Origin of the sequence: Tumebacillus permanentifrigoris (assembly GCF_003148565.1) — a bacterium.
Lineage (GTDB): Bacteria > Bacillota > Bacilli > Tumebacillales > Tumebacillaceae > Tumebacillus > Tumebacillus permanentifrigoris.
The window spans coordinates 192982-212478 of the sequence record NZ_QGGL01000002.1; the positions used below are offsets into that span (position 1 = coordinate 192982).

24 protein-coding genes are annotated in these 19497 nt (G+C 55.8%); 11 read left to right on the plus strand and 13 right to left on the minus strand.

Going from position 1 to position 19497, the window contains the following annotated elements; translation table 11 throughout:
* The first annotated feature begins 12 nt into the window (after positions 1 to 12).
* Positions 13 to 2049, plus strand: coding sequence for an ABC transporter ATP-binding protein (locus tag C7459_RS03090; RefSeq protein ID WP_109686215.1), 2037 nt, complete (start codon positions 13 to 15; stop codon positions 2047 to 2049).
* A gap of 73 nt (positions 2050 to 2122) precedes the next feature.
* Here C7459_RS03090 and C7459_RS03095 read toward each other — a convergent pair whose 3' ends face one another.
* The gene (locus C7459_RS03095; RefSeq protein ID WP_109686217.1) at positions 2123 to 2752 is read right to left on the minus strand and encodes a DUF2238 domain-containing protein; all 630 of its coding nucleotides are present in this window, start codon (positions 2750 to 2752) and stop codon (positions 2123 to 2125) included.
* An 85-nt stretch (positions 2753 to 2837) separates the two neighbouring features.
* Here C7459_RS03095 and C7459_RS03100 point away from each other — a divergent pair, with 85 nt between their 5' ends.
* Together C7459_RS03100 and C7459_RS03105 are read left to right on the plus strand one after the other, a co-directional pair.
* Complete coding sequence (locus tag C7459_RS03100) at positions 2838 to 3275, plus strand: Dps family protein (protein ID WP_109686219.1); 438 nt, start codon at positions 2838 to 2840, stop codon at positions 3273 to 3275.
* 82 nt (positions 3276 to 3357) lie between these two features.
* On the plus strand, positions 3358 to 4266 hold the full coding sequence (locus C7459_RS03105) for a phosphatase PAP2 family protein (RefSeq protein WP_170119231.1): 909 nt from the start codon (positions 3358 to 3360) through the stop codon (positions 4264 to 4266).
* Between the two features lie 53 nt (positions 4267 to 4319).
* On the opposite strand, the gene C7459_RS03110 is transcribed toward C7459_RS03105, so the two are convergent.
* Both C7459_RS03110 and C7459_RS03115 read right to left on the minus strand, forming a co-directional pair.
* Positions 4320 to 4679 (minus strand): 2Fe-2S iron-sulfur cluster-binding protein, encoded by a 360-nt coding sequence (locus tag C7459_RS03110; RefSeq protein WP_109686223.1) that lies wholly within the window; start codon positions 4677 to 4679, stop codon positions 4320 to 4322.
* A 26-nt stretch (positions 4680 to 4705) separates the two neighbouring features.
* Positions 4706 to 5131, minus strand: a complete 426-nt coding sequence (locus C7459_RS03115) for a DUF309 domain-containing protein (protein WP_109686225.1) — start codon at positions 5129 to 5131, stop codon at positions 4706 to 4708.
* Positions 5132 to 5304: 173 nt separating this feature from the next.
* Between C7459_RS03115 and amyS the strand changes: the two genes are divergently transcribed.
* The gene (gene amyS, locus C7459_RS03120; protein WP_425450710.1) at positions 5305 to 6846 is read left to right on the plus strand and encodes an alpha-amylase; all 1542 of its coding nucleotides are present in this window, start codon (positions 5305 to 5307) and stop codon (positions 6844 to 6846) included.
* Positions 6847 to 6890: 44 nt separating this feature from the next.
* On the opposite strand, the gene C7459_RS03125 is transcribed toward amyS, so the two are convergent.
* The 3 genes from C7459_RS03125 to C7459_RS23110 all read right to left on the minus strand — a co-directional run bounded on the left by C7459_RS03125 (position 6891) and on the right by C7459_RS23110 (position 8253).
* Entirely contained in the window at positions 6891 to 7373 is a 483-nt protein-coding gene (locus tag C7459_RS03125; RefSeq protein ID WP_109686229.1) for a methylated-DNA--[protein]-cysteine S-methyltransferase, read from the minus strand.
* The gene (locus tag C7459_RS03130; RefSeq protein ID WP_109686231.1) at positions 7370 to 7918 is read right to left on the minus strand and encodes a bifunctional transcriptional activator/DNA repair enzyme AdaA; all 549 of its coding nucleotides are present in this window, start codon (positions 7916 to 7918) and stop codon (positions 7370 to 7372) included. The genes C7459_RS03125 and C7459_RS03130 overlap by 4 nt, the downstream gene beginning before the upstream one ends.
* Positions 7919 to 8076: 158 nt before the next feature.
* Positions 8077 to 8253 carry a hypothetical protein gene (locus C7459_RS23110; RefSeq protein WP_170119232.1) on the minus strand — a complete coding sequence of 59 codons (177 nt, stop codon included), beginning with the start codon at positions 8251 to 8253 and terminating at the stop codon, positions 8077 to 8079.
* A 179-nt stretch (positions 8254 to 8432) separates the two neighbouring features.
* Between C7459_RS23110 and gerPC the strand changes: the two genes are divergently transcribed.
* The 3 genes from gerPC (at position 8433) to C7459_RS23930 (ending at position 9605) form a co-directional block, all read left to right on the plus strand.
* On the plus strand, positions 8433 to 8696 hold the full coding sequence (gene gerPC, locus C7459_RS03135) for a spore germination protein GerPC (protein WP_109686233.1): 264 nt from the start codon (positions 8433 to 8435) through the stop codon (positions 8694 to 8696).
* Between the two features lie 6 nt (positions 8697 to 8702).
* Entirely contained in the window at positions 8703 to 9377 is a 675-nt protein-coding gene (locus C7459_RS03140; RefSeq protein ID WP_109686235.1) for an SGNH/GDSL hydrolase family protein, read from the plus strand.
* 96 nt (positions 9378 to 9473) lie between these two features.
* Positions 9474 to 9605 (plus strand): hypothetical protein, encoded by a 132-nt coding sequence (locus tag C7459_RS23930; protein WP_281272725.1) that lies wholly within the window; start codon positions 9474 to 9476, stop codon positions 9603 to 9605.
* A gap of 116 nt (positions 9606 to 9721) precedes the next feature.
* Here C7459_RS23930 and C7459_RS03145 read toward each other — a convergent pair whose 3' ends face one another.
* Positions 9722 to 10285 (minus strand): hypothetical protein, encoded by a 564-nt coding sequence (locus C7459_RS03145; protein WP_109686238.1) that lies wholly within the window; start codon positions 10283 to 10285, stop codon positions 9722 to 9724.
* A gap of 119 nt (positions 10286 to 10404) precedes the next feature.
* Between C7459_RS03145 and C7459_RS03150 the strand changes: the two genes are divergently transcribed.
* Positions 10405 to 10593: a 2-hydroxymuconate tautomerase gene (locus C7459_RS03150; RefSeq protein WP_109686240.1), complete on the plus strand. Its 189-nt coding sequence runs from the start codon at positions 10405 to 10407 to the stop codon at positions 10591 to 10593.
* Between the two features lie 48 nt (positions 10594 to 10641).
* Here the strand turns inward: C7459_RS03150 and corA are convergent, their stop codons facing one another.
* The 5 genes from corA to C7459_RS03175 form a co-directional block, all read right to left on the minus strand.
* Positions 10642 to 11613: a magnesium/cobalt transporter CorA gene (gene corA / locus C7459_RS03155; protein ID WP_109686242.1), complete on the minus strand. Its 972-nt coding sequence runs from the start codon at positions 11611 to 11613 to the stop codon at positions 10642 to 10644.
* Positions 11614 to 11705: 92 nt separating this feature from the next.
* Positions 11706 to 12827, minus strand: coding sequence for a Ger(x)C family spore germination protein (locus C7459_RS03160; protein ID WP_109686244.1), 1122 nt, complete (start codon positions 12825 to 12827; stop codon positions 11706 to 11708).
* Positions 12824 to 13954 (minus strand): GerAB/ArcD/ProY family transporter, encoded by a 1131-nt coding sequence (locus tag C7459_RS03165; RefSeq protein ID WP_170119233.1) that lies wholly within the window; start codon positions 13952 to 13954, stop codon positions 12824 to 12826. The genes C7459_RS03160 and C7459_RS03165 overlap by 4 nt, the downstream gene beginning before the upstream one ends.
* Before the next feature lie 11 nt (positions 13955 to 13965).
* The gene (locus tag C7459_RS03170; protein ID WP_170119234.1) at positions 13966 to 15519 is read right to left on the minus strand and encodes a spore germination protein; all 1554 of its coding nucleotides are present in this window, start codon (positions 15517 to 15519) and stop codon (positions 13966 to 13968) included.
* A 103-nt stretch (positions 15520 to 15622) separates the two neighbouring features.
* Positions 15623 to 16969: a hemolysin family protein gene (locus C7459_RS03175; protein ID WP_425450711.1), complete on the minus strand. Its 1347-nt coding sequence runs from the start codon at positions 16967 to 16969 to the stop codon at positions 15623 to 15625.
* A gap of 257 nt (positions 16970 to 17226) precedes the next feature.
* Between C7459_RS03175 and C7459_RS03180 the strand changes: the two genes are divergently transcribed.
* Positions 17227 to 17712, plus strand: coding sequence for an inorganic diphosphatase (locus C7459_RS03180; RefSeq protein ID WP_211320328.1), 486 nt, complete (start codon positions 17227 to 17229; stop codon positions 17710 to 17712).
* 34 nt (positions 17713 to 17746) lie between these two features.
* On the opposite strand, the gene C7459_RS03185 is transcribed toward C7459_RS03180, so the two are convergent.
* A complete protein-coding gene (locus tag C7459_RS03185) occupies positions 17747 to 18007 on the minus strand; it encodes a hypothetical protein (protein ID WP_245884372.1) in 261 nt (86 codons plus the stop codon).
* 92 nt (positions 18008 to 18099) lie between these two features.
* Here C7459_RS03185 and C7459_RS03190 point away from each other — a divergent pair, with 92 nt between their 5' ends.
* Both C7459_RS03190 and C7459_RS03195 read left to right on the plus strand, forming a co-directional pair.
* The gene (locus C7459_RS03190) at positions 18100 to 18984 is read left to right on the plus strand and encodes an ABC transporter substrate-binding protein (RefSeq protein ID WP_109686249.1); all 885 of its coding nucleotides are present in this window, start codon (positions 18100 to 18102) and stop codon (positions 18982 to 18984) included.
* Between the two features lie 14 nt (positions 18985 to 18998).
* Positions 18999 to 19478 (plus strand): NUDIX domain-containing protein, encoded by a 480-nt coding sequence (locus C7459_RS03195; protein WP_109686250.1) that lies wholly within the window; start codon positions 18999 to 19001, stop codon positions 19476 to 19478.
* Positions 19479 to 19497: the final 19 nt, after the last annotated feature.

A 19497-nucleotide genomic window follows, 5' to 3' on the forward strand; every position in this document is an offset into this window, starting at 1 on the left:
AGGGGTGGGAGCATGGCGAACATCCATGAAGAAGAGAAGTTAGAGAAAAGTTACGACAGCACGTTAATGGGCCGCCTCCTCGCCTATGTCAAACCATTTTGGAAATGGGTAGCGCTCTCCATCGTCCTGCTCTTGATCATCACGGTCGCGGACCTTGCACGCCCGTATCTGATCAAGATCGCCATCGATGACCACATGAATGTATTTGACACAAGCTATGTGGCGGTGCAAAGCAACGAATTGCCCGATGCGCAACACTACAGCTACGGAAACCTGACGATGGTGCGCGAGTCTGCTTTTGACGGTGCTGTACCCGCAGGTCGAGAACGCTACCAGATCCAGCGTGAAGGCGATACCTACGCGATGATCACCACCGCCGCTGATGGCAAAGTCTCCACCGCTTCGATGCCGGAGGAAGCGGTCAACCGCTACAAAGACACCGAGACCAACGCCCTGCTCAAGATCGGCGGCATCTACCTCGCGCTGATAGTGACCAGTTTCGTCTTGAACTACACACAGACCCTGATCCTGCAATGGACGGGGCAACGCATCATCTACAACATCCGCCACCAATTGTTCTCGCACTTGCAACGCTTGGCGATCGCCTTCTTCGACAACAACCCGGTCGGTCGCCTCGTCACGCGGGTGATGAACGATACCGAGGCGCTGAACGAGATGTACTCGAACATGATGGTCACGCTGTTCAAGGACGTGTTCATCATCATCGGAATCATCATCATCATGTTCCAAGCGAACACCGAGATGGCCTGGATTTCTCTGATCTGCCTGCCGCTGGTGATCATCGCGACACAAGTCTACCGCGTGTACGCTCGCACCGCTTTCCGCGATACTCGCGTGAAACTAGCGAGCATCAACGCCACGCTCGCGGAAAACATCGCCGGGATGCGCGTGATCCAGATCTTCCGCCGTGAGAAGCAGATGCACGACGAGTTCGAAGCCACCAACCAAGAGTACTTCCGCGCTTCTTGGCGCGAGTTGATGACTTTCGCCCTGTTCCGCCCGACGATGGAGTTCACGTCGTCGATGGCGCTGGCGATCGTCATCTGGTATGGCGGCGGCAAAGTGCTGGATACGACGATTCAGATCGGTGTGCTGTACATGTTCATCTCCTACATCCAACAGTTCTTCCAACCGATCAATGACCTGACCGACAAATACAACATCCTGCAATCGGCGATGGCATCCTCTGAGCGCCTGTTCCAACTGCTCGACACAGAGGATGCGATTCAGAACCCGGTAAACCCACAGCCTTTGAAAAAAGTCACAGGCCGCGTCGAGTTCCGCAACGTCTGGTTCGCCTACAAAGGCGAGGAATGGGTGCTCCGCGATGTTTCCTTCACCATCGAACCCGGCCAGACGGTCGCGTTCGTCGGGGCGACCGGAGCCGGGAAAAGTTCGATCCTGAACCTGATCTCCCGCTTCTACGACATCCAAAAAGGCGAAATCCTCATCGACGGCGTGAACATCAAGGACTGCACCAAGGAAGACCTGCGCCGCGCGATTGGTGTCGTGTTGCAAGATGTGTTCCTGTTCACAGGTACGATCCGCGACAACATCCGGCTGGCGGAGATGTCGATCAGCGATCAGCGCATCGAGGAGTCGATCAAATTCGTCAACGCGGACACCTTCATCAACCGATTGCCCGGGAAATTGGAGGAGCCCGTCGTCGAACGCGGCACTACGCTCTCCGCAGGACAGCGACAGTTGATCGCCTTCGCCCGCGCGCTGGCGTTTGACCCGGCGATCTTGGTCTTGGATGAAGCAACCTCGAACATCGACACAGAGACGGAGAGCCTGATCCAAGATGCGCTGGTGAAACTCACCCGCGACCGCACCACGATCGTGGTTGCGCATCGACTCTCCACGATCCAACACGCCAACAAGATCATCGTCATGCACAAAGGCCGCGTCCGCGAGATGGGCACACACCAAGAGCTCCTCACACAGGGCGGCATGTACTACAACCTCTACCAACTGCAATACAAGGAAGAGTTCCAGCACGAAGCTGCGGCCACCTCGCAAGCGTAGCAAAAAGACCACTCCAAGCAACGCGGAGTGGTCTTTTTTTCATGCAACCGCACGTTCAGGGGAAGCCTCCGTGCTACTTTTGTCTGGAGATCGGGAGTCGCAACATCTGTTTATCCTGCACCTTGCTCCAAACCAGCAGACCAACCGCCGCGCCAAGCAAGGCCAACAGCATGTCCCACTGGGCATCCCAGATATCGCCTTGCAAACCGAGGAAGTCTTGGGTTTCATCGCCTCCCACTTTCACCGAGCCCATCTCCAACAATTCGTAGAACGCCGCCACGGACAGCACGAGGTTCAGCACGAGAAACGCCAACCAGCGCGGATGATCATCCCGGATCGGCGACTTGCGCACCAACACTTCCCGCGCCACCAGCGCTGCGACGATGCCCTTTATGAAATGTCCGAACCGGTCGTAATTGTTGCGCGCCCACCCGTAATGATCCCGCAACCAATTGAACAACGGGTTGTGCTCATACGTGTAGTGCCCGCCCACCGTCACAATCACCGCACCGATCCAGATCCACACATACGTCAGCGTCGTCAACGGAAACCGCTTGTACGTCGCGATCAACACGATCACGATCACAACAATCGGCCCCAACTCCAACGACCACGTCAACAATTCACGCGGACGAATCACCGACCACACGAACACCGCCAGATAGAGCCCCAGCAACACCGCATGCAAAGTCCGAACACGCATCCAGATCCGCTCCCTTCTCACCGAAATAGGATTTCCCAATTCAGGGCAAGCTACCCTGAGAATCTTCGTGAAAGAAGGGAATTCCATGTCCAACCTTACGCAAGTTCTGAACAAGCAACTCGCCAATTTCAGCGTCCTCTACGTCAAGCTGCACAACTACCACTGGAACGTCAATGGCCCACAGTTCTTCACCCTGCACGCCAAGTTCGAAGAGTTCTACAACGAAGCCGCACTCCACGTTGACGAGATTGCCGAGCGCATCCTGACGATCGATGGCCAACCGCTGGCGACGATGAAGGACTACCTCGGAACCTCCTCCATCCAAGAAGCGGCCCCTAACGAGACGGCGGAACAGATGGTGCAGAGCGTCGTCTCTGACTTCCAGACGATCCTCTCCGAACTCAAGTCGGGCATGGAAACGGCTGATCAAGCCAACGACGAAACCTCTGCCGACATGCTGCTCGCCATCTACACCGGGCTCGAAAAGCATGTCTGGATGCTCAGCGCCTTCCTCCGCCACTAAGAAAAAACACCTGTTCCGCAACGGAACAGGTGTTTTTTTATGCTATAATGAAGTTTCCGTAAACAGAAAGGAGGGGTTCACGATGACGATGCGACGTTGGATGTGGCCGCTGTTGATCCTCGCAACTGGCGCCGTGCTGGTGGGGATCACCACCGTACAGAACTGGGGCATCGGGTGTATCCTGTTGATCTTGCTCACGCTGTTTGGCGTCCAGCACGATCAGACGAACATCCCGTGGAAAAAGTACCTGCCCTACGGCTTCCTCGCGCTGTTGTTCCCCTTTGTCATGTATAACTATGCTGGCGGATTCTGGGAGCACGTGGCAAGCTGGCAGACCAAGAGCGTACACCACATCTTTCAATGGAATGACCTGTTCAATTCGATTCCGTTTAACGACGGTTCCTTTATCTGGATCTGGCAGCCAGAGTGGTTGACGAGGTTTATCGGCTGGGTGTATTGGTATGGCTTCACCCTGTCATTCTGGGCCTGCATGATTCGCAGCTTTTTTACCAAAGACGTGAAAAAGATGCTCCACTATTCCTTCGCTGGATTTGTCCTGCAAGTGCCGCTGATCCTGCTTTTTTACAACACGGTCTTTCTCCAAGAAGTCTGGTGGGTGCGCGGACTTCCTGATCTGCTCAACCCGTGGTACCGCGATTACACGCACAACGAATACCTCGTCTGGGTGCAGAACTGCTTCCCGAGCATGCACACCTCGATGGCGTTCGCGATGTTGCTGATGGCGATGCGCGAGAAGTCACGTGCGTTCCGCTGGATCATGGGCACGTACTGCACGCTGATCATCCTGTCCACCCTGTACCTGAGAATCCACTGGGTGCTCGACGTGTTCGCAGGTATGTTGTTTGCCTACCTCGTCGTCAAACTCGCAGATGGGATCATGAAACTCCCGGCACTCTGGCAACGACGCACTCCCAGCGGTCTGGTGCAACCACAAGTCGCCGCCACTGCGGAACACCCACAGGAACAGTAAAAAGGCACTCCGCCGCGAGCGGATAGTGCCTTTTTTTATGCCAGCGCAGCCGCCTAGCCTTGCTGCCGTTCGTTCTCTTCCTTCTCCCGCCGTTGCGCTTCCAATTGCAGGCGAATCGTGCGGCGCAACGGATCCTCTGGGATCGTGACCTCCGCGTCACCAGTTACCTTGCACTGACAGCCGAGTCGGTAGCCGTCCTTGATCATGCGGTCGCTGAGCATGTGCTTTTCCATGCGGCTCAATTCGGAGGGCGGTGTACTGAACTTGATCAGCACCTTGCAGGTCGTACAAGCCCCACGCCCCCCGCACTTGCTGGGCAACAAAACTTTTGCCGCCCGCGCCGCCGCGAGGATCGTCCCCCCGTCGCGCACCTCCACCGTCTTGCCATGCGGTTCAAACGTTACCTTGCTCATGAGAAAACTCCTTCCAACACCTCTGCTTACTCCCCGTCTTCCTCATCCAACGGCACAACCGGTTCCGCGGGCAGTTCCGTGCCATCCTCTAACCACAATTGCAGGGCCTCAACCCCAAGCGCACGCGCTTCCACCGCTTCCATGCCGACCACGTTCGGGATGCAGGCGAGGCTGTCCTCGATATAGTTCAGTACCCGTTGGACGTTCAGCGCCCGAAACTCCGGTTGATACGGGGTCAACAGCTCATGTGCCCGCGTGAACAACGCCCGACATCCAGCGATGTTGCCAGTATTCAGGTGGAACAACGCCACCGCCACCTGAATCAAACCTTTATAAAAATCGATGCGCTCCCCGTGCCAATACCCTTCCAGCACTTCATGCGCCTCAAAATACTGCCGTCTGTTCATATAGAGCAGATAATCCAACACTTCCTCGGGATGCTGTTCCGCCATCCGCGCCAACACCTCTCTTTGCACCTAGTATACACTACATCTTTCATGCAACCGATTGTTCTACAGCGAAATCTAAAAACTTATTGAATATTGTGGTTTGCTTTGTTATATTGTGAGTATCAAGTTGTGCAACCGTTTTCATTACTAAATACAGAGATATGGGAGGAATACCAATGAAACTGAGCAAGGGTTTTAAAAAATCGATCGGCATGTCCTTCGCTGCCATTTTCATGGCGACCGTAGTACCAGCAGGGGCGGCCCACGCGGCAGACAACGGCACGATGATGCAGTACTTCGATTGGTATCTGCCTAACGACGGCACGCTTTGGACCAAGATGGGCAGCGATGCCTCGCACCTGAAAACGATCGGGATCACCGGCGTCTGGTTCCCACCGGCTTACAAAGGCCAATCGCAAGCGGATGTCGGCTATGGCGTGTACGACATGTATGACCTCGGTGAATTTAACCAAAAAGGCACCGTCCGCACCAAGTACGGCACCAAAGCCCAGTTGCAATCGGCGATCTCTTCGCTCCACACCAACGGCATCCAAGCATACGGCGATGTGGTGCTCAACCACCGCTTAGGCGCAGACGGCACCGAATTGGCGAACGCGGCGGAAGTCAATCCCTCCAACCGCAACCAGATCACCTCGGGCACGTACCAGATCTCCGCGTGGACCGACTACAACTTTGCAGGCCGCAACAACGCGTACTCCACGTTCAAGTGGCACTGGTATCACTTCAACGGCGTGGATTATGACCAGTCCCGCGCTCTAAACCGCATCTACCTGTTCCAATCGACGGGCAAGGCTTGGGACTGGGAAGTCGATTCCGAAAATGGCAACTATGATTACCTGATGGGCGCTGACATCGATTACGACCACCCGGACGTGCAAGCGGAAGTCAAGAACTGGGGGAAATGGTACGTCAACACCCTCGCGCTCGATGGCGTGCGTATCGATGCGGTCAAGCACATCAAGTACGACTATATGGCGTCCTGGCTGGCAAACACCCGCTCCGTGACGGGCAAACCGAACCTGTTCGCGGTCGGCGAGTACTGGAAAAACGACCTCGCCGCGCTGGAGAATTACGAGACCAAAACGAACTGGAGCATGTCACTGTTCGACGTGCCGCTCCATTATAACTTGGAAGCGGCAGCCAACAGCGGCGGCAACTATGACATGCGCAACATCTTGAACGGCACGATGATGAAAAATCATCCGGTACAAGCGGTCACCTTCGTCGACAACCATGACACCGAACCGGGTCAATCCCTGCAATCGTGGGTAGCTGACTGGTTCAAACCGCTGGCGTATGCGACGATCCTGACCCGTCAGGAAGGCTACCCGAGCGTGTTCTACGGCGACTACTACGGCATCCCGACCAAGTCGGTCTCCGCCAAGTCTGCGATGCTCGACAAGGAACTGTCGGCGCGCAAGTCCTTTGCATACGGTACCCAGCACGACTACCTCGACCACTGGGATGTGGTCGGTTGGACGCGTGAAGGCGATTCCGCACACCTGAACTCCGGTCTGGCAACAGTCATGTCTGATGGTCCGGGCGGCTCCAAAACCATGTTCGTCGGCACGTCGCACGCGGGCCAGATCTGGAAGGACATCACTGGCAACCGCACCGACACCGTCACGATCAACTCCGCTGGCAACGGGACCTTCCCTTGCAACGGCGGTTCCGTCTCGATCTGGGTCAAGCAATAATTGCAGAAAAAGAGTTTGCTGCGCACGGCAGCAAGCTCTTTTTTTCACGCTTCCAGATCCAGCAATTCACGCTTCATCGGGAGTCCTCCGCGATAGCCGGTGAGGTTCCCAGAACTGCCGATCACACGGTGGCACGGGATGAGGATCGGGATCGGATTCGCCCCATTGGCCGCCCCGACCGCTCGCACGGCACGCGGTCGCCCGATCTGGTTCGCGATCTCCGAATAACTGCGCGTCTCTCCGGCGGGAATCTGCGCGACCGTCCGCCACACCGCCTGCTGAAACTCCGTCCCGCGCATGTCCAACGGCAATGTAAACACCCGCCGCTCCCCTCGGAAGTACTCCTCCAACTGCCGAGTCGCTTCCTCGACCGCCTGCGCATCCTCGACCAACACAGCTCCTGGCACCTGCTTGGCCACCCACGTTTGCAAGGTCTCGAACGACTGATTGGGCAACATGATCGAGCACACACCTTGTTCCGTCATCGCTACATATAATTCCTGAACCTTCGACCACGCGACGATCATCGCTGCTTTCCTCCTCGAAACTGTGTGGGTGTCTGCCCCGTCTGCTCATGAAAAACAGTCGAAAAGTGCGACAAGTTCACATATCCAACCTCCCCGGCGACCTCCGTGACGCTCCAGTCGGTCGTGCGCAACAACTCCTGCGCCACCGCCATCCGTTTGGCGAGCAAAAACTCCGCTGGCGTCTGCCCGGTCTGACGCTTGAACACCCTGTGTACATGATGCGGATTCATCCGCACTTGCTCCGCGAGCAGCTCCAAGCTGAGCGACTCCGCGTACCGCTGTTCGATCACAGCCTGCACCTGCGCGACCACTTCATCCGCAGGTCCTCGCCATGCCATTTCCTCCGGTCGGCAGCGCTTGCAAGCGCGAAACCCTCGCCCGATCGCTTCCTCCGCCGACCCAAACACCTGCACATTCTCCCGCTTCGGCGTTCGCGACTTGCACGACGGCCGGCAATAGATCCCCGTCGTCCGCACCGCGTAAAAAAAAGCCCCGTCCAACGCCGGGTCGCATGTTTCAATCGCTTGCCACTGTTGTTCGTCCATCTCCCGTCCCTCCCTTACCTGCCCCTCTAGTGTAACGCACCTCTGCGCCTGCGAGTAGCCTGTCGCAATGAAGAGTCAAGATCGCCAAACGGTCGATAAAAAAAGCCCCCGCATCAAGCTGCGGAGGCTATCATTGGTATGTCACATTGTATGCGTTTTCACGCAGCGTTGAGGAAGTTCAACGCCACGAACCAGTCGTACTCTTCTTCTAATCCATGCGATTCCAGTTCGCGGTAGTACGAGAGGAACTCGTCGCTGGTCATGCCAAAGCGCTGTTCACACTCCTGGATGTAGGTCTTTAGCTCTGCGTGCTTGCGGTCGATGTAGTCTTGCATAGTCTGCAATCCCCTCTCAGATCAGATTCGCTCTTTCAACTGCCTCAGTATAACATATATGTTTCTCAACGTCGATATATGACATACTACTTACCGAAAAATACTTCTTTGTCACACCCCGTGATATCCGCCCATACACTGCACCAAGACATTTGAGGCGAGGATTGGAGGTCAAGACCATGTTGCATCCTCTCGTGCAGGAGAATTACTACTTACGGCGGCGTGTCGCGGAATTGGAGCGCGAGAACCAGCACATCCGGCTGATGTTGGCGGCCAAGACGTTGATCATCAACAAAGTCGAGTTCAACCTCGATAACATCGACATCGACACACTCTCCGGTTCCCTGCAGATCGGGATCACCCATCAGGCGCAGACGGAAGGTTCGAGAGAGGGCACTGTCTCCCTCCCTCACCTGCCCGAACGGCCGATCATGGAGATCTGACCCCTTATGCCACCATCGACACGCAAAACCCTCGTCGCCCTCGGCGACTCGATCACAGCAGGCGTCGGAGGCACGTGGAATCGCGGCTACCCGACGCACCTCGCCAAGCGCCTCGAAGCACAACATGCTGACCTGAAGCTCGTGAACTGGGGCATCCCCGGCCTGACGATCCCGCGCCTGACCAAAGCCCTGCGCAAAGGGGATCATCTCTACGACACGCTCGCCACCGCCGACTGGATCGTGATGACGATCGGCGGCAACGACGTCATCAACCTGTTCCCGAAACGTTTCGACGAGTCGGAGCCGCTCACCCTGCAAAGCCAAACCATCGCCCGCGAACTCGACTTGTTGATGACCACGCTGATCTCGCTGACCACCTGCCCGATCTACCTCGGCAACCTCTACAACCCGTTCCCGCAATCTGAACTCGCCGCCCACCTGATCGGGGCGCTGAACCGCTTGCACCTCACACCGCTCGCCAAGCGCTACCAGCATGTGCATCTCGTTCCCCTCTCCAACGTGCTGCGCGGTGAGGAACCGCGCGCGATCCAATATTTCAAGACCGGAAGTATTCAGGACATGAAAAAGTACTTCCGCCGCCCGATCCACCCGAACGACCACGGGCACGAGCTGATCGCTGAAGCGTTTTATCGCGCCATCTGCAATGGGCAGCAGCCCTGAGCCCGCCAATCTCCACGTTTGTCCCGTGTGCCAACCTCCCTCCGCTGCATACGATGAGAGCAGAAAGACAAACCAAACATGAGGGAGTGTTGACAAATGTCTCATCATCAACAACAAGCTGTCGGCGGTTACGGTATGTTTGGTGGCTTCACTCGTTGGGCGATCGTATTCCTGATCATCTTCGTACTGTTCATCCTGCTCGTTCCGGAGCACGGCGGCGGATACTAATCCGCACCACGCAGCTCATCCCTGCGGATCTTGACAATAAAGCGGTGGTCTCTGCGGAGACCACCGCTTTTTTCACCTGCCGCGCAGCAAAAAAAGCGGGCATCCTCTGCGCCCGCTCACTTCTGACTGCCCATCATATTCATCATCATCTTGGCGATCCCGTCCATAGAGAACCCGCTGTCCTTGTTCTCCTGCGGCGCGGGCTGTGCAGGTTGCGGTGGGCGCATGCCCGGTGGCATCCCGTACATCCCCGGCCCGTGCCCAATCGGATGCATCCCCTGTGGATGCATCCCTTGCGGATGCCCCATCGGCGGCCCATATCTGCCACCATATGGCATCGCGGGCGTCGCATGTGTTGGCGCCTGTGGTTGGGTGCTGCTCGATCCGTCCTTGTTAAAGTACTTGGTGATCGCGTTCCCGATCATGCCCTTGATCATGTCCATGATCATCGGATTCCCGAGGATCGCCGTCAGAAACCCTCCGTCGAGCAACCCGGCCGGCACTGCTGCTGTGCGAATCGCCTCCGAGAAGTGTACCGCCAACCGCAGATACTCCTCCTCCGACATGTTCAACTTGCGCGCTTCCTGCGCGATCATCCTCCGCAGGTCCCCGTCGATCACGATCGCTCGCTTCGTGTGCTTGGTCGGTCTCTTCCGCTTGCTCCGTACCATGTCTCCCACTCGCTCACCCCCTCTACATCCTACGGCGAGGGTAGACATTTGGTCTGGACGCGTGTCCTGTATCTTGCAAAAAAGAGGCTCCCCGATGATAATAAACCTATTGAGAGGAGGCAGCACCCATGCCGTTTGTACATATCGAATGGATGGAAGGCCGCACACTGGAACAAAAACGCGAGCTGACCACCCGCATCACCGCTGCTGTTGCAGAGATCGCTGGCATCCCCAACGACCGCGTCCACGTCTTCATCCGTGACATGAAAAAGGACGAATACGCCGTTGGTGGCGAACTGCTGATCGACAAAAAGTAGTCAAAAAAGCCTCTGTCTGCACCTTGGTGCGGACAAAGGCTTTTTTGCTCAGATCCATTTGCGCTTGAGGAACGTCTTCATCATCCAATAGGAGATCGCGACAAGTCCAAGGGTGACAGCGCCCGTCGCCCACCACGAAGTCTGGAACGGCAACGGGACGTTCATCCCGAAAAAGCCGGTGATAAACGTCAGCGGGAGCATCAGGGTCGAGATGACGGTCAGGACTCGCATCGTGTCATTGGTGCGCGCAGAGACGAGCGAGTAATACGTCTCCAACGCACCGCTGATCAAGTCGCGCTGGGACTCGACCGTATCGGCGATGCGCTCCAAATGGTCGACCAAGTCGATGTAGTACGGGATGTTGTCCTCGCTGATCTCGAAGGAATAACGCCCGTTGACGTTGGCAAAGATCCGCTTCTGCGGCTGGATCACCCGCCGGACCAACACGATGTTGCGTTTGAGCGAGAGGAACTCCTCGGTGATCTCATGCGCAGGTTCCACATACATCTCATCTTCGAGTTCATCAATCCGTGACGTCAAGCGGTCGACGATCGGGAAGTACTCGTCCGTGATTCCGTCGACCATCGCGTAGAGCAGATAGTCCGGTCCACGGTTCATGAACTGCGAGCTGCGCAGCGAGGCGGCCGCAACTCGCCCGATCGATTGCAGCGGTTTCTTGTGAATCGTTACCAAGTAATTGCGCCCGAGGAACACGTTCAGTTCCTCCGTCGTAATCTCGATCTCGCGCTCCTCATCATAGCGGAGGGCGTGGAAGACGAAGAAATAATAGTCATCGTATTTGTCAACCTTCGAACGCGGTGAGTCGTGCAAACAGTCCTCGATCGCAAGCGGGTGGAATTCAAATGTGTTCCCGATATACTTCAATTCTTCAGCCGTACAGTTGTAGAGATCGATCCACAGCAGATTCTTGGGGTCCTGCAGAAGCTCCTGACGGGTCTGCAGATCGACGTCATGGTACATCTTGTTTTCAATAAAGTTGTAGAAATACGTCTTGATCATGGCGCGGCCCTTCTTTCACTCTCTGTCGAATCGTCTATTCGAATTATAGGTCTAGGAGACAGGAGCGTCAATGCTTCCGTCTTCAAATCTCCTCAGTGAATCATCCCGGTTTGCAAGACGGTCACCTCGACCTTGACCTGAAGCTCGGCCTTGCTGTACAGCTCGGATAAGCGTTTGGGTTCCTCCTCGTCCGTTACAAACCCTTTGGAGCGGTACAACTCCATCAGCCCCAACGGGTCCGATCGATACTCCTGTTGCAACTTGCGGAGGACACCGCTCATCGACCGCTCTAACTTGCTTTTCAGCGCGGTTTCCAACTTGCGCAGGTTGGGCTCCTGTTCGAGATCAGCATCTCCTGAGTATTCGGAGATCGCCCCTTGGATCGCAAATTTCAAGTTGAAAATCGGATGACCTTGTTTTTCGGAGATGTCGACTTTGCGCTTGAAGTCCATGTACATGATCACCGCGTGTACTTGTTCACCGGTCTGGTTTTTTTCCTCCAGCTTGAAATCGACCTCGCCCAAGGCAGCTCCCCCTTGGAGATAGGAGAGCATGCGCGTCTCCTCGGGGTCAAGCCTCCCGACCATCACATCATCGCGGAACACCGCCACGCCGTCGACGATGACGTCCTCCTTGCCCAATCGTAAGTAGGGCAACACAGGGTCGCGGCCATGATCGTACACATCGTGCAGGAAATGGTACAGATTGGTCTTGGGCAACGTGTGTTGCTCCGTCTCCTTGCGCAACATCCGATAGAGATAGATGTCCACGCTCGGTTTGTCCGGGTAGCGCTTGGTGAAAAAGTCCATCGCCCGCCCGTCGGTGACCGCCAAGTCGATCTGGGACCCGATCTCCACGTCGCGAAACAGTGTGTCGCTATAAGGCATGATCCCGCTCTTCGCCAACTTTTCCCCGTAGAGCACGACGCGGATCTGCCCGGAGACAAGCTTGCGTTCACTCATTCGCGAGAGATTGAAGCGCAATTCCTTGGAGGTGGCCCCTCTGCCGGTCAGCACGTCGATTTTCTCTTGGCCCGTCTCGGTGAAGTTCGGGATGACGACACTGCCGAGGATGTTTTCCTGATCGCCCTTGTCATAGCTGATCGCTGAGATGACGCCCAATTGTTCCAATTGCCGCTGTTGGCGTTTCCCGCACCCAACGCCCGTGCAGGCGACGGCAAGCGCGAGCGTCAACGCCATCGCGCTTTTTTTCATGACGGCTCCACCCCTTTCTTGCGCAGGACGAGGCTCAAGAGCCAGAGCAGCAGCGGATAGCCGATCATCAGGCCCAGCCCGAGTTTGGAGAGGAAGTTCAGTTGGGTATTGATCTCCGCTCGCGTGTGTAAAGCATTGGAGAAGACGAGGGCGAGGATGAGGATCAGGCCATAGAGCACCCATTTTTTGACGGGAATCGTTTTCAACATCCCGTCCACACCAGCCCAGAGATAGGTGCCGGCGGTGTTGACGACCTTGAGAATCCAGACGGCGATGACGATCGTCTCAAATCGTTCAATAAACGGAACCTGAACATGCTTGAACATCGTCAACATCGGCCAGATCGTCTTGGAAAGTTGCGGCAGGCTGAAGAACATGATCGAAACGACCGCATTGATCAAGTAGACGAGCGTCACGGACCAGCTCGCGATCGTGGCCGCTGGCAAGACGTCTTTTTTATACGACACGAAGGGATAGTAGACCATCAGCAGCTCGAACCCGAGCACGGAGAGTGCCGACAACAAACTGCCTTGGAAGATTCTCGAGATTCCGTTCGACCCGAACGGCAACAAGTAGCTGCTCGAGCCCTCCATGATCGGGAAGTAGATCAGCACCAAGATCCACGAGGTCAGGAAAAACGTCATGATCGCATAGCGTCCTAACAATTGAATGCCCGCATAACTCGCATAGATCATCGGTACGAGAAAGATCAAGGACAACACCCACGGGGACATCATCGGGTACAACCACGTGTTGACCAACTCTGTAAACGTGCGCAAGGTCATAAAAAACGCATACAGACAGTAGCTGGCGAAGGCGAGATTGAAGATCTTGCCGACCCACCGTCCGAACAATTGCTGGTGGATCTCATAGATGCCCATCGTGCGAAAGCGTTTCAAGAGCAACCACATGAACAGGACGCCCACCTGGGGATACAGACCGGAGATCAGCACCGCCAGCGGCGCATCATGACCTGCTTTGTCCGCGATAAAGCGCACCATCCCAAGGACTCCGACCCCGATTGGCACCGTATGGAGGAGAAACATCAACTCAATCCCGTTGATGCGGTTGCGAGGGTGCTGTGGATGCTCAGGTGCATAGGGAGCTGGAGTCTCGCTGTGTCTCACGGCTGCTTCCCTCATTTCCGTTTCAAGGATGGCGAATTGTTTTTGCGGTTGCGTTTGCTTCGTGTGAGCATCGGGCGAAACGAGAGCAGTTGCGTCGGCAGGCGCAGGAACGTGTCTTTGAGATCCGCGAGGCGCAACGGAGCAAACGGGCTCATATAAGGCGCGTGCAACGACGAGAGATTCAAGAGATGGATGAGGATCATCAACACACCAGACGTCAAGCCTAGAAAACCCCACATGCCAGCGAGCACGATGACCGGGAAGCGCACCACGCGCACAGCGTTGCCCATCACATAACTCGGTGTGACAAATGACGCGAGGGCAGACAGCGAAACGACGATGATCATCACGTTGGACGTGAAGCCCGCCGACACCGCCGCTTGCCCGATGACGATACCGCCGACGATGCCCATCGTCTGACCGACTTTCGCCGGCAACCGTGCCCCCGCTTCCCGCAGCACCTCCAGCGTTAATTCGAGGAACAGCGCTTCGTAGAGCGGAGGGAACGGGACTTTGGCACGCGAGAGGGCGATCGTCTTCAACATGTTGGCGGGGATGATCTCATAGTGGTACTGCAAAGTCGCGACATAGATGCCCGAAAACGTGATCGAGCCGATCACGCCCATCAAGCGCAACATCCGCACGAGGCTGGAAGCGGCCCACCGGTTGTAATAATCCTCTGGCGAATGAAAGAACTCGATAAAGGAACTTGGCCCGGTGAAGGCATAGGGGGAGCCCGCGACGATCACGGCCACTTTGCCTTCGATCAGCCCGGCAACCACCGAGTCTGGACGCTCACTTAGGTTGTATTGTGGGAACGGTGAGAGCGGTTGGTCGTCCAGCAGTTGTACAAGTTCCCCGGAGCCGATCAATCCGTCGGTTTCGATGTTGCGGATGCGCTTGATCATCAGTTTCATATACTCGTCATTGACGATGCCCTTGATGCCGAGCACGATGACTTTGGTCTGTGTGAGGTCACCAACCACCAGCGAAATGATCTCCAGATCGGGCGTCTTGAGCCGCTTGCGAATCAGCGAGATGTTGATCTCCAGCGATTCGCTAAACGCTTCCTGCGGTCCCATGACGATCGATTGATTTTCGGCTTTGGACACAGGGCGACTCTGCTCCTTGTCCGTCTTGAAACACTGGAAACGGCTCTGCCCTGGCAGCGCGACCAACGTCCACCCATCCATCAGCAGCAGAATCGCTTCTGTCAGTTCCTCCACCACTCGCCGTTGCCCGATCGTCACGTACTCGTGGATCAGATTCCACGACTTGCCTTGCAGATGCAGGCTTTTCAGTGGACGGATGATGTCGCGCTGCATAACGCTCGTATCGATCATCGACTTGAGATACAGGACTTGTGGGGCGTGTCGTTCCGTCGTCAGCGATTCGCTGACGACATCAATCGAGTGATTCACAGCGTCCAGCACGCGCTGGGCGTTTTCGCGCGGGTCTTCCGTCAACGGCAGTTCGGGAATTTCACGTGAGGCTCCGCGACGGTCATTGAGCCCTTGCCTTTGACTGAGCGTCTTGATCAACCCATTCAACCATTTTGTTGTCATCTCTCCCACCCATTCATTTCGTGCTCTGCCAATTTTCTCATAGTGTTTCCAGCGATACGAAAAAAACCCGCCACCCCCAGTTGGGGACAGCGGGTTTTTCCAATTACGCGAGACGTTGGGCTTCTTCGGCATCGACCGACTTGAGGCGCTTGACCGTCAAGCGGGTGACGCGCAGAGAGTCCATCTCGGAGATGATGAACTGCAAGTTGTCGACGTTGACTTTCGCGCCGACGTGCGGGGTATTGAATTGCGCATAGACCCAGCCGCCAATCGTGTCGACGTCCTCAGACTCGATGCGCAACGAGAAGTATTCGTTGACCTCGTCGATCAGCATCCGCGCATCGATGGAGAGATCCTCTCCGTACATCTCGATGAACGGGCGCTCCTCGTCAAACTCGTCCTGAATCTCCCCGACGAGCTCCTCCAGAATGTCCTCCGTCGTGACGATCCCAGCGGTGCCGCCGTACTCATCGATGACGATCGCGAGTTCGGAGCGGCTTTTTTGCAGGATGCGCAGGACGTCCTTGATCGGCATCGACTCGGGGACGGTGACCGGCTTGCGAGCAATCGTCTCCAGCGACAGGTTCTTGCTGCCGTTCAAGGCGACGGCGTAGAGATCCTTGATGTGGACGATGCCGACGATGTTGTCCTTGTCTTCCTTGGCGAGCGGGAAGCGCGTGTGCTTCTCGGTCTCGGCCTTGCGCATGTTGTCGTCAAACGGACGGTCAACATACAGACAGAGCATGTCGGTGCGTGGAACCATGATCTCGCGGGCGACGCGGTTCGAAAAGTCAAAGATGTTGTCGAACAGGATGCGTTCCGTCTCATCCAACATGCCGCTTTCGTGCGACTGTGTGACGATCATCCGGATCTCCTCTTCGTTATGCGCCATCTCAGCTTCTGTTGCCGGACGAATCCCCAACATCCGCACGAATCCATTCGCGGTGCCGTTGAGCGTCCAGATGAACGGATACATGACCTTGTAGAAAACGATCAGCGGTCCTGCCGTCCAGAGGACAGTGCCCTCGGATCGGTGAATCGCCAAAGACTTCGGTGCCAACTCCCCGAGCACGATGTGCAGGAAGGTGATGACGAGGAACGAGATGATCACAGCGATCGTATGGACAGTCGCTGCCGTGACAGCCAAGTTCAAGTCGTGGAACCAATTGGTGATCAAGGTAGCGATCGTGCTCTCCCCAACCCAACCAAGGCCCAGTGAAGCCAGCGTAATACCTAGTTGTGTCGCCGAGAGATAGGCGTCCATTTTGTCGGTGACACCTTGGGCAAATTTCGCCCGTTTGTTCCCTTCTAAAACCAGCTGTTCAATCCGAGTGGAACGCACCTTGACCATCGCAAACTCGGCTGCGACGAAAAAGCCATTGAGTAACACCAGGAATAAAATCAGGGCAATATCAAAAAAGGAAACGGTAGTTCCGAGCGGGTCCTCCAAGTTCAGGCTCCTGACAAGAAAACGCGAGGGTACGCGTCCTTCCAGCAGGAATCCACCTCCCAAGAATAGTGTAGTTAAGGATTAGTATAACACACGTTCGTATACCCTTCCACATCGCGTATTCCCACATTATGCTCCATATGGGGCGAAAAATGACCGACAGTTGAGAACAGTGCTTCGTCACGTTGTCATCGTCTGCCTTCCTTGCTATAATTAAAATTGGTTTTTATAGAATTGATTGGAGGCTGACTTCTACTATGGCAGATTTGATCGTAGACGTGCTGGTCGAGATCCCGACCGGTTCCCAAAACAAGTATGAATTCGACAAGGAGAAAGGCCGCTACATTCTCGACCGCGTCCTGTTCTCCCCGATGCACTACCCGACCGAATACGGTTACTTGGAAAACACCCTCGCAGAAGACGGCGACCCGGTTGACGTCCTCGTGCTGGCTTCCTTCCCGACATTCCCGGGCTGCATGATCGAGTCCCGCGTCATCGGCGTGCTGATGATGACTGACGACAAGGGCAAGGACGAGAAACTGCTTGCAGTTCCGACCCAAGACCCGCGCTTCAAGGAAGTACATACCCTTGATGACGTTGCTCCGCACACGCTCAAGGAAATCCAGCACTTCTTCCAAGTCTACAAAGACCTGGAGAACAAAAAAGTGCAAATCGACGGTTGGGAAGGCGTAGAAACTGCCGCTCGCCTGATCGAAGAAGCAAAAGCACGCGTCAGCAAATAAAAAAAATCCTGAGTCGAAAGACTCAGGATTTTTTCTAACCAAACATCTTGAATCCGCGGCGTTGCAACGTGCGGATCGTCATCGTCGCGATGATGCCACCGGCGATAACCGGAAGCGACAGGATCAACTTGGTCGTGTACGTTTCAAATGCAATCAGGAAATAACCGCCGATCACGATGGCAACCACGCTCGACGTCCACGGGAATTTTCTCGTCAACATATTGAGAATGAAACCAAAACCGAACGAAGCGATCAGCAACAACAGAAAGACAACCACGAACATAGCAATGTACAATGCAGGTCACCTCATTTTTCAATAGATCGAACATATTGTACCACTCTGCACGACACGGGGCAACTTGCCCGCTCAAGAGGAGGAATCCATCGATGGAACAACGCATCGTCTCGATTTGCCCGAGCAACACGGAGTTGTTGGAGTTGCTAGGTTTGATGGATCGCGTGGTCGGTGTGGACGATTATTCGGACTGGCCAGTTGAAAAGGTCCGCGACCTGCCGAAGCTCGGCCCGGACTTGAACATCGACATGGACAAACTGGTGGCGCTCCAACCAGACCTCGTCATCGCGTCACTCTCGGTGCCCGGCATGGAGAAAAACATCGACCGCCTGCAAGCGCTCGGACTGAACTATCTCGTGCTCAACCCGAAAACCTTCGAGGAGATCTACCTCGACATCGCAACCCTTGGCCAAGCCTGCGGGGTAGAAGACCGCGCACAGGAAGTCATCGCGAGTTTGCGCGGGCGTGTGACGCGCATCACGGAAGCTTTGCAGATTCGAACGCGACAACCAGACGATCAGAATCCAGAATCTCACGTTGAGGACCCCTCCAATCTGGCATCTCAAGCGTCTTCAGCAAGCATTGCAGCGGCAAGCACCTCTGTTCCAAAGTTGTATTGGGAATGGTGGCCGCGTCCGTTGATCTCGCCTGGCTCTGTGAACTGGCTGACGGAGTTGTCGCGGTTGGCAGGGGCAGAGAATCTTTTTGCAGACAAGCCGGGCGATTCGTACACCGCAGAGCATTCGGAAGTCATCGAGCGCGCGCCTGATTATGTATTTGCCGTCTGGTGTGGCGTACACGCTGACAAAGTCAAACCCTCGATGATCACCGACCGTCCTGGTTGGGACGTCGTACCCGCCGTTCAGCAGGGCCGAGTGCTCGTGCTGGAGGAAGGCCTGTACTGTCGGCCTTCCCAACGTTTGTTCGACGGGCTGGAGGAACTGGCCCGCATCATCCACCCAGACTTGAACTTGTAAGGAGGAACACCAACATGGCAACAGAACGTGGCGATATCTGGCTGGCTGTCGCTGGCCTCGTGATCAAGGACGACAAAGTCCTCGCCGTCAAAAAATCGTACAGTGCCACCAAGGGACTGTGGACCCTGCCCGGCGGCTTCGTCAACGCCGATGAGACGGTCGACCAAGCGGCAGCCCGCGAAGTGGTAGAAGAGACTGGGGTGGAAGCTGTTGCGGAAGCGATTGTTGCGGTGCGCTCGGGCGTGCTGCGTCGCGGCAAGTCTGACACGCTGCTCGTCTTCCGCCTGCGCCCGACTGGTGGCACCGAACTGCGCTGTGAGCGTGAACTGGAAGCGATGGAATGGAAGACCCCGCAGGAGCTGATCGAAGACCCGACCACCACCGAATTCCTCGCCGCCCTGATGAAGGAAGCCGTCCAGAATCCCGGCTTGCTAACACGCGAGTTCAGCTTCACCCGCGATTACGGGTACGAGTCGTTCCACGTGTTCATCTAATTTCATAGGAACACATGCC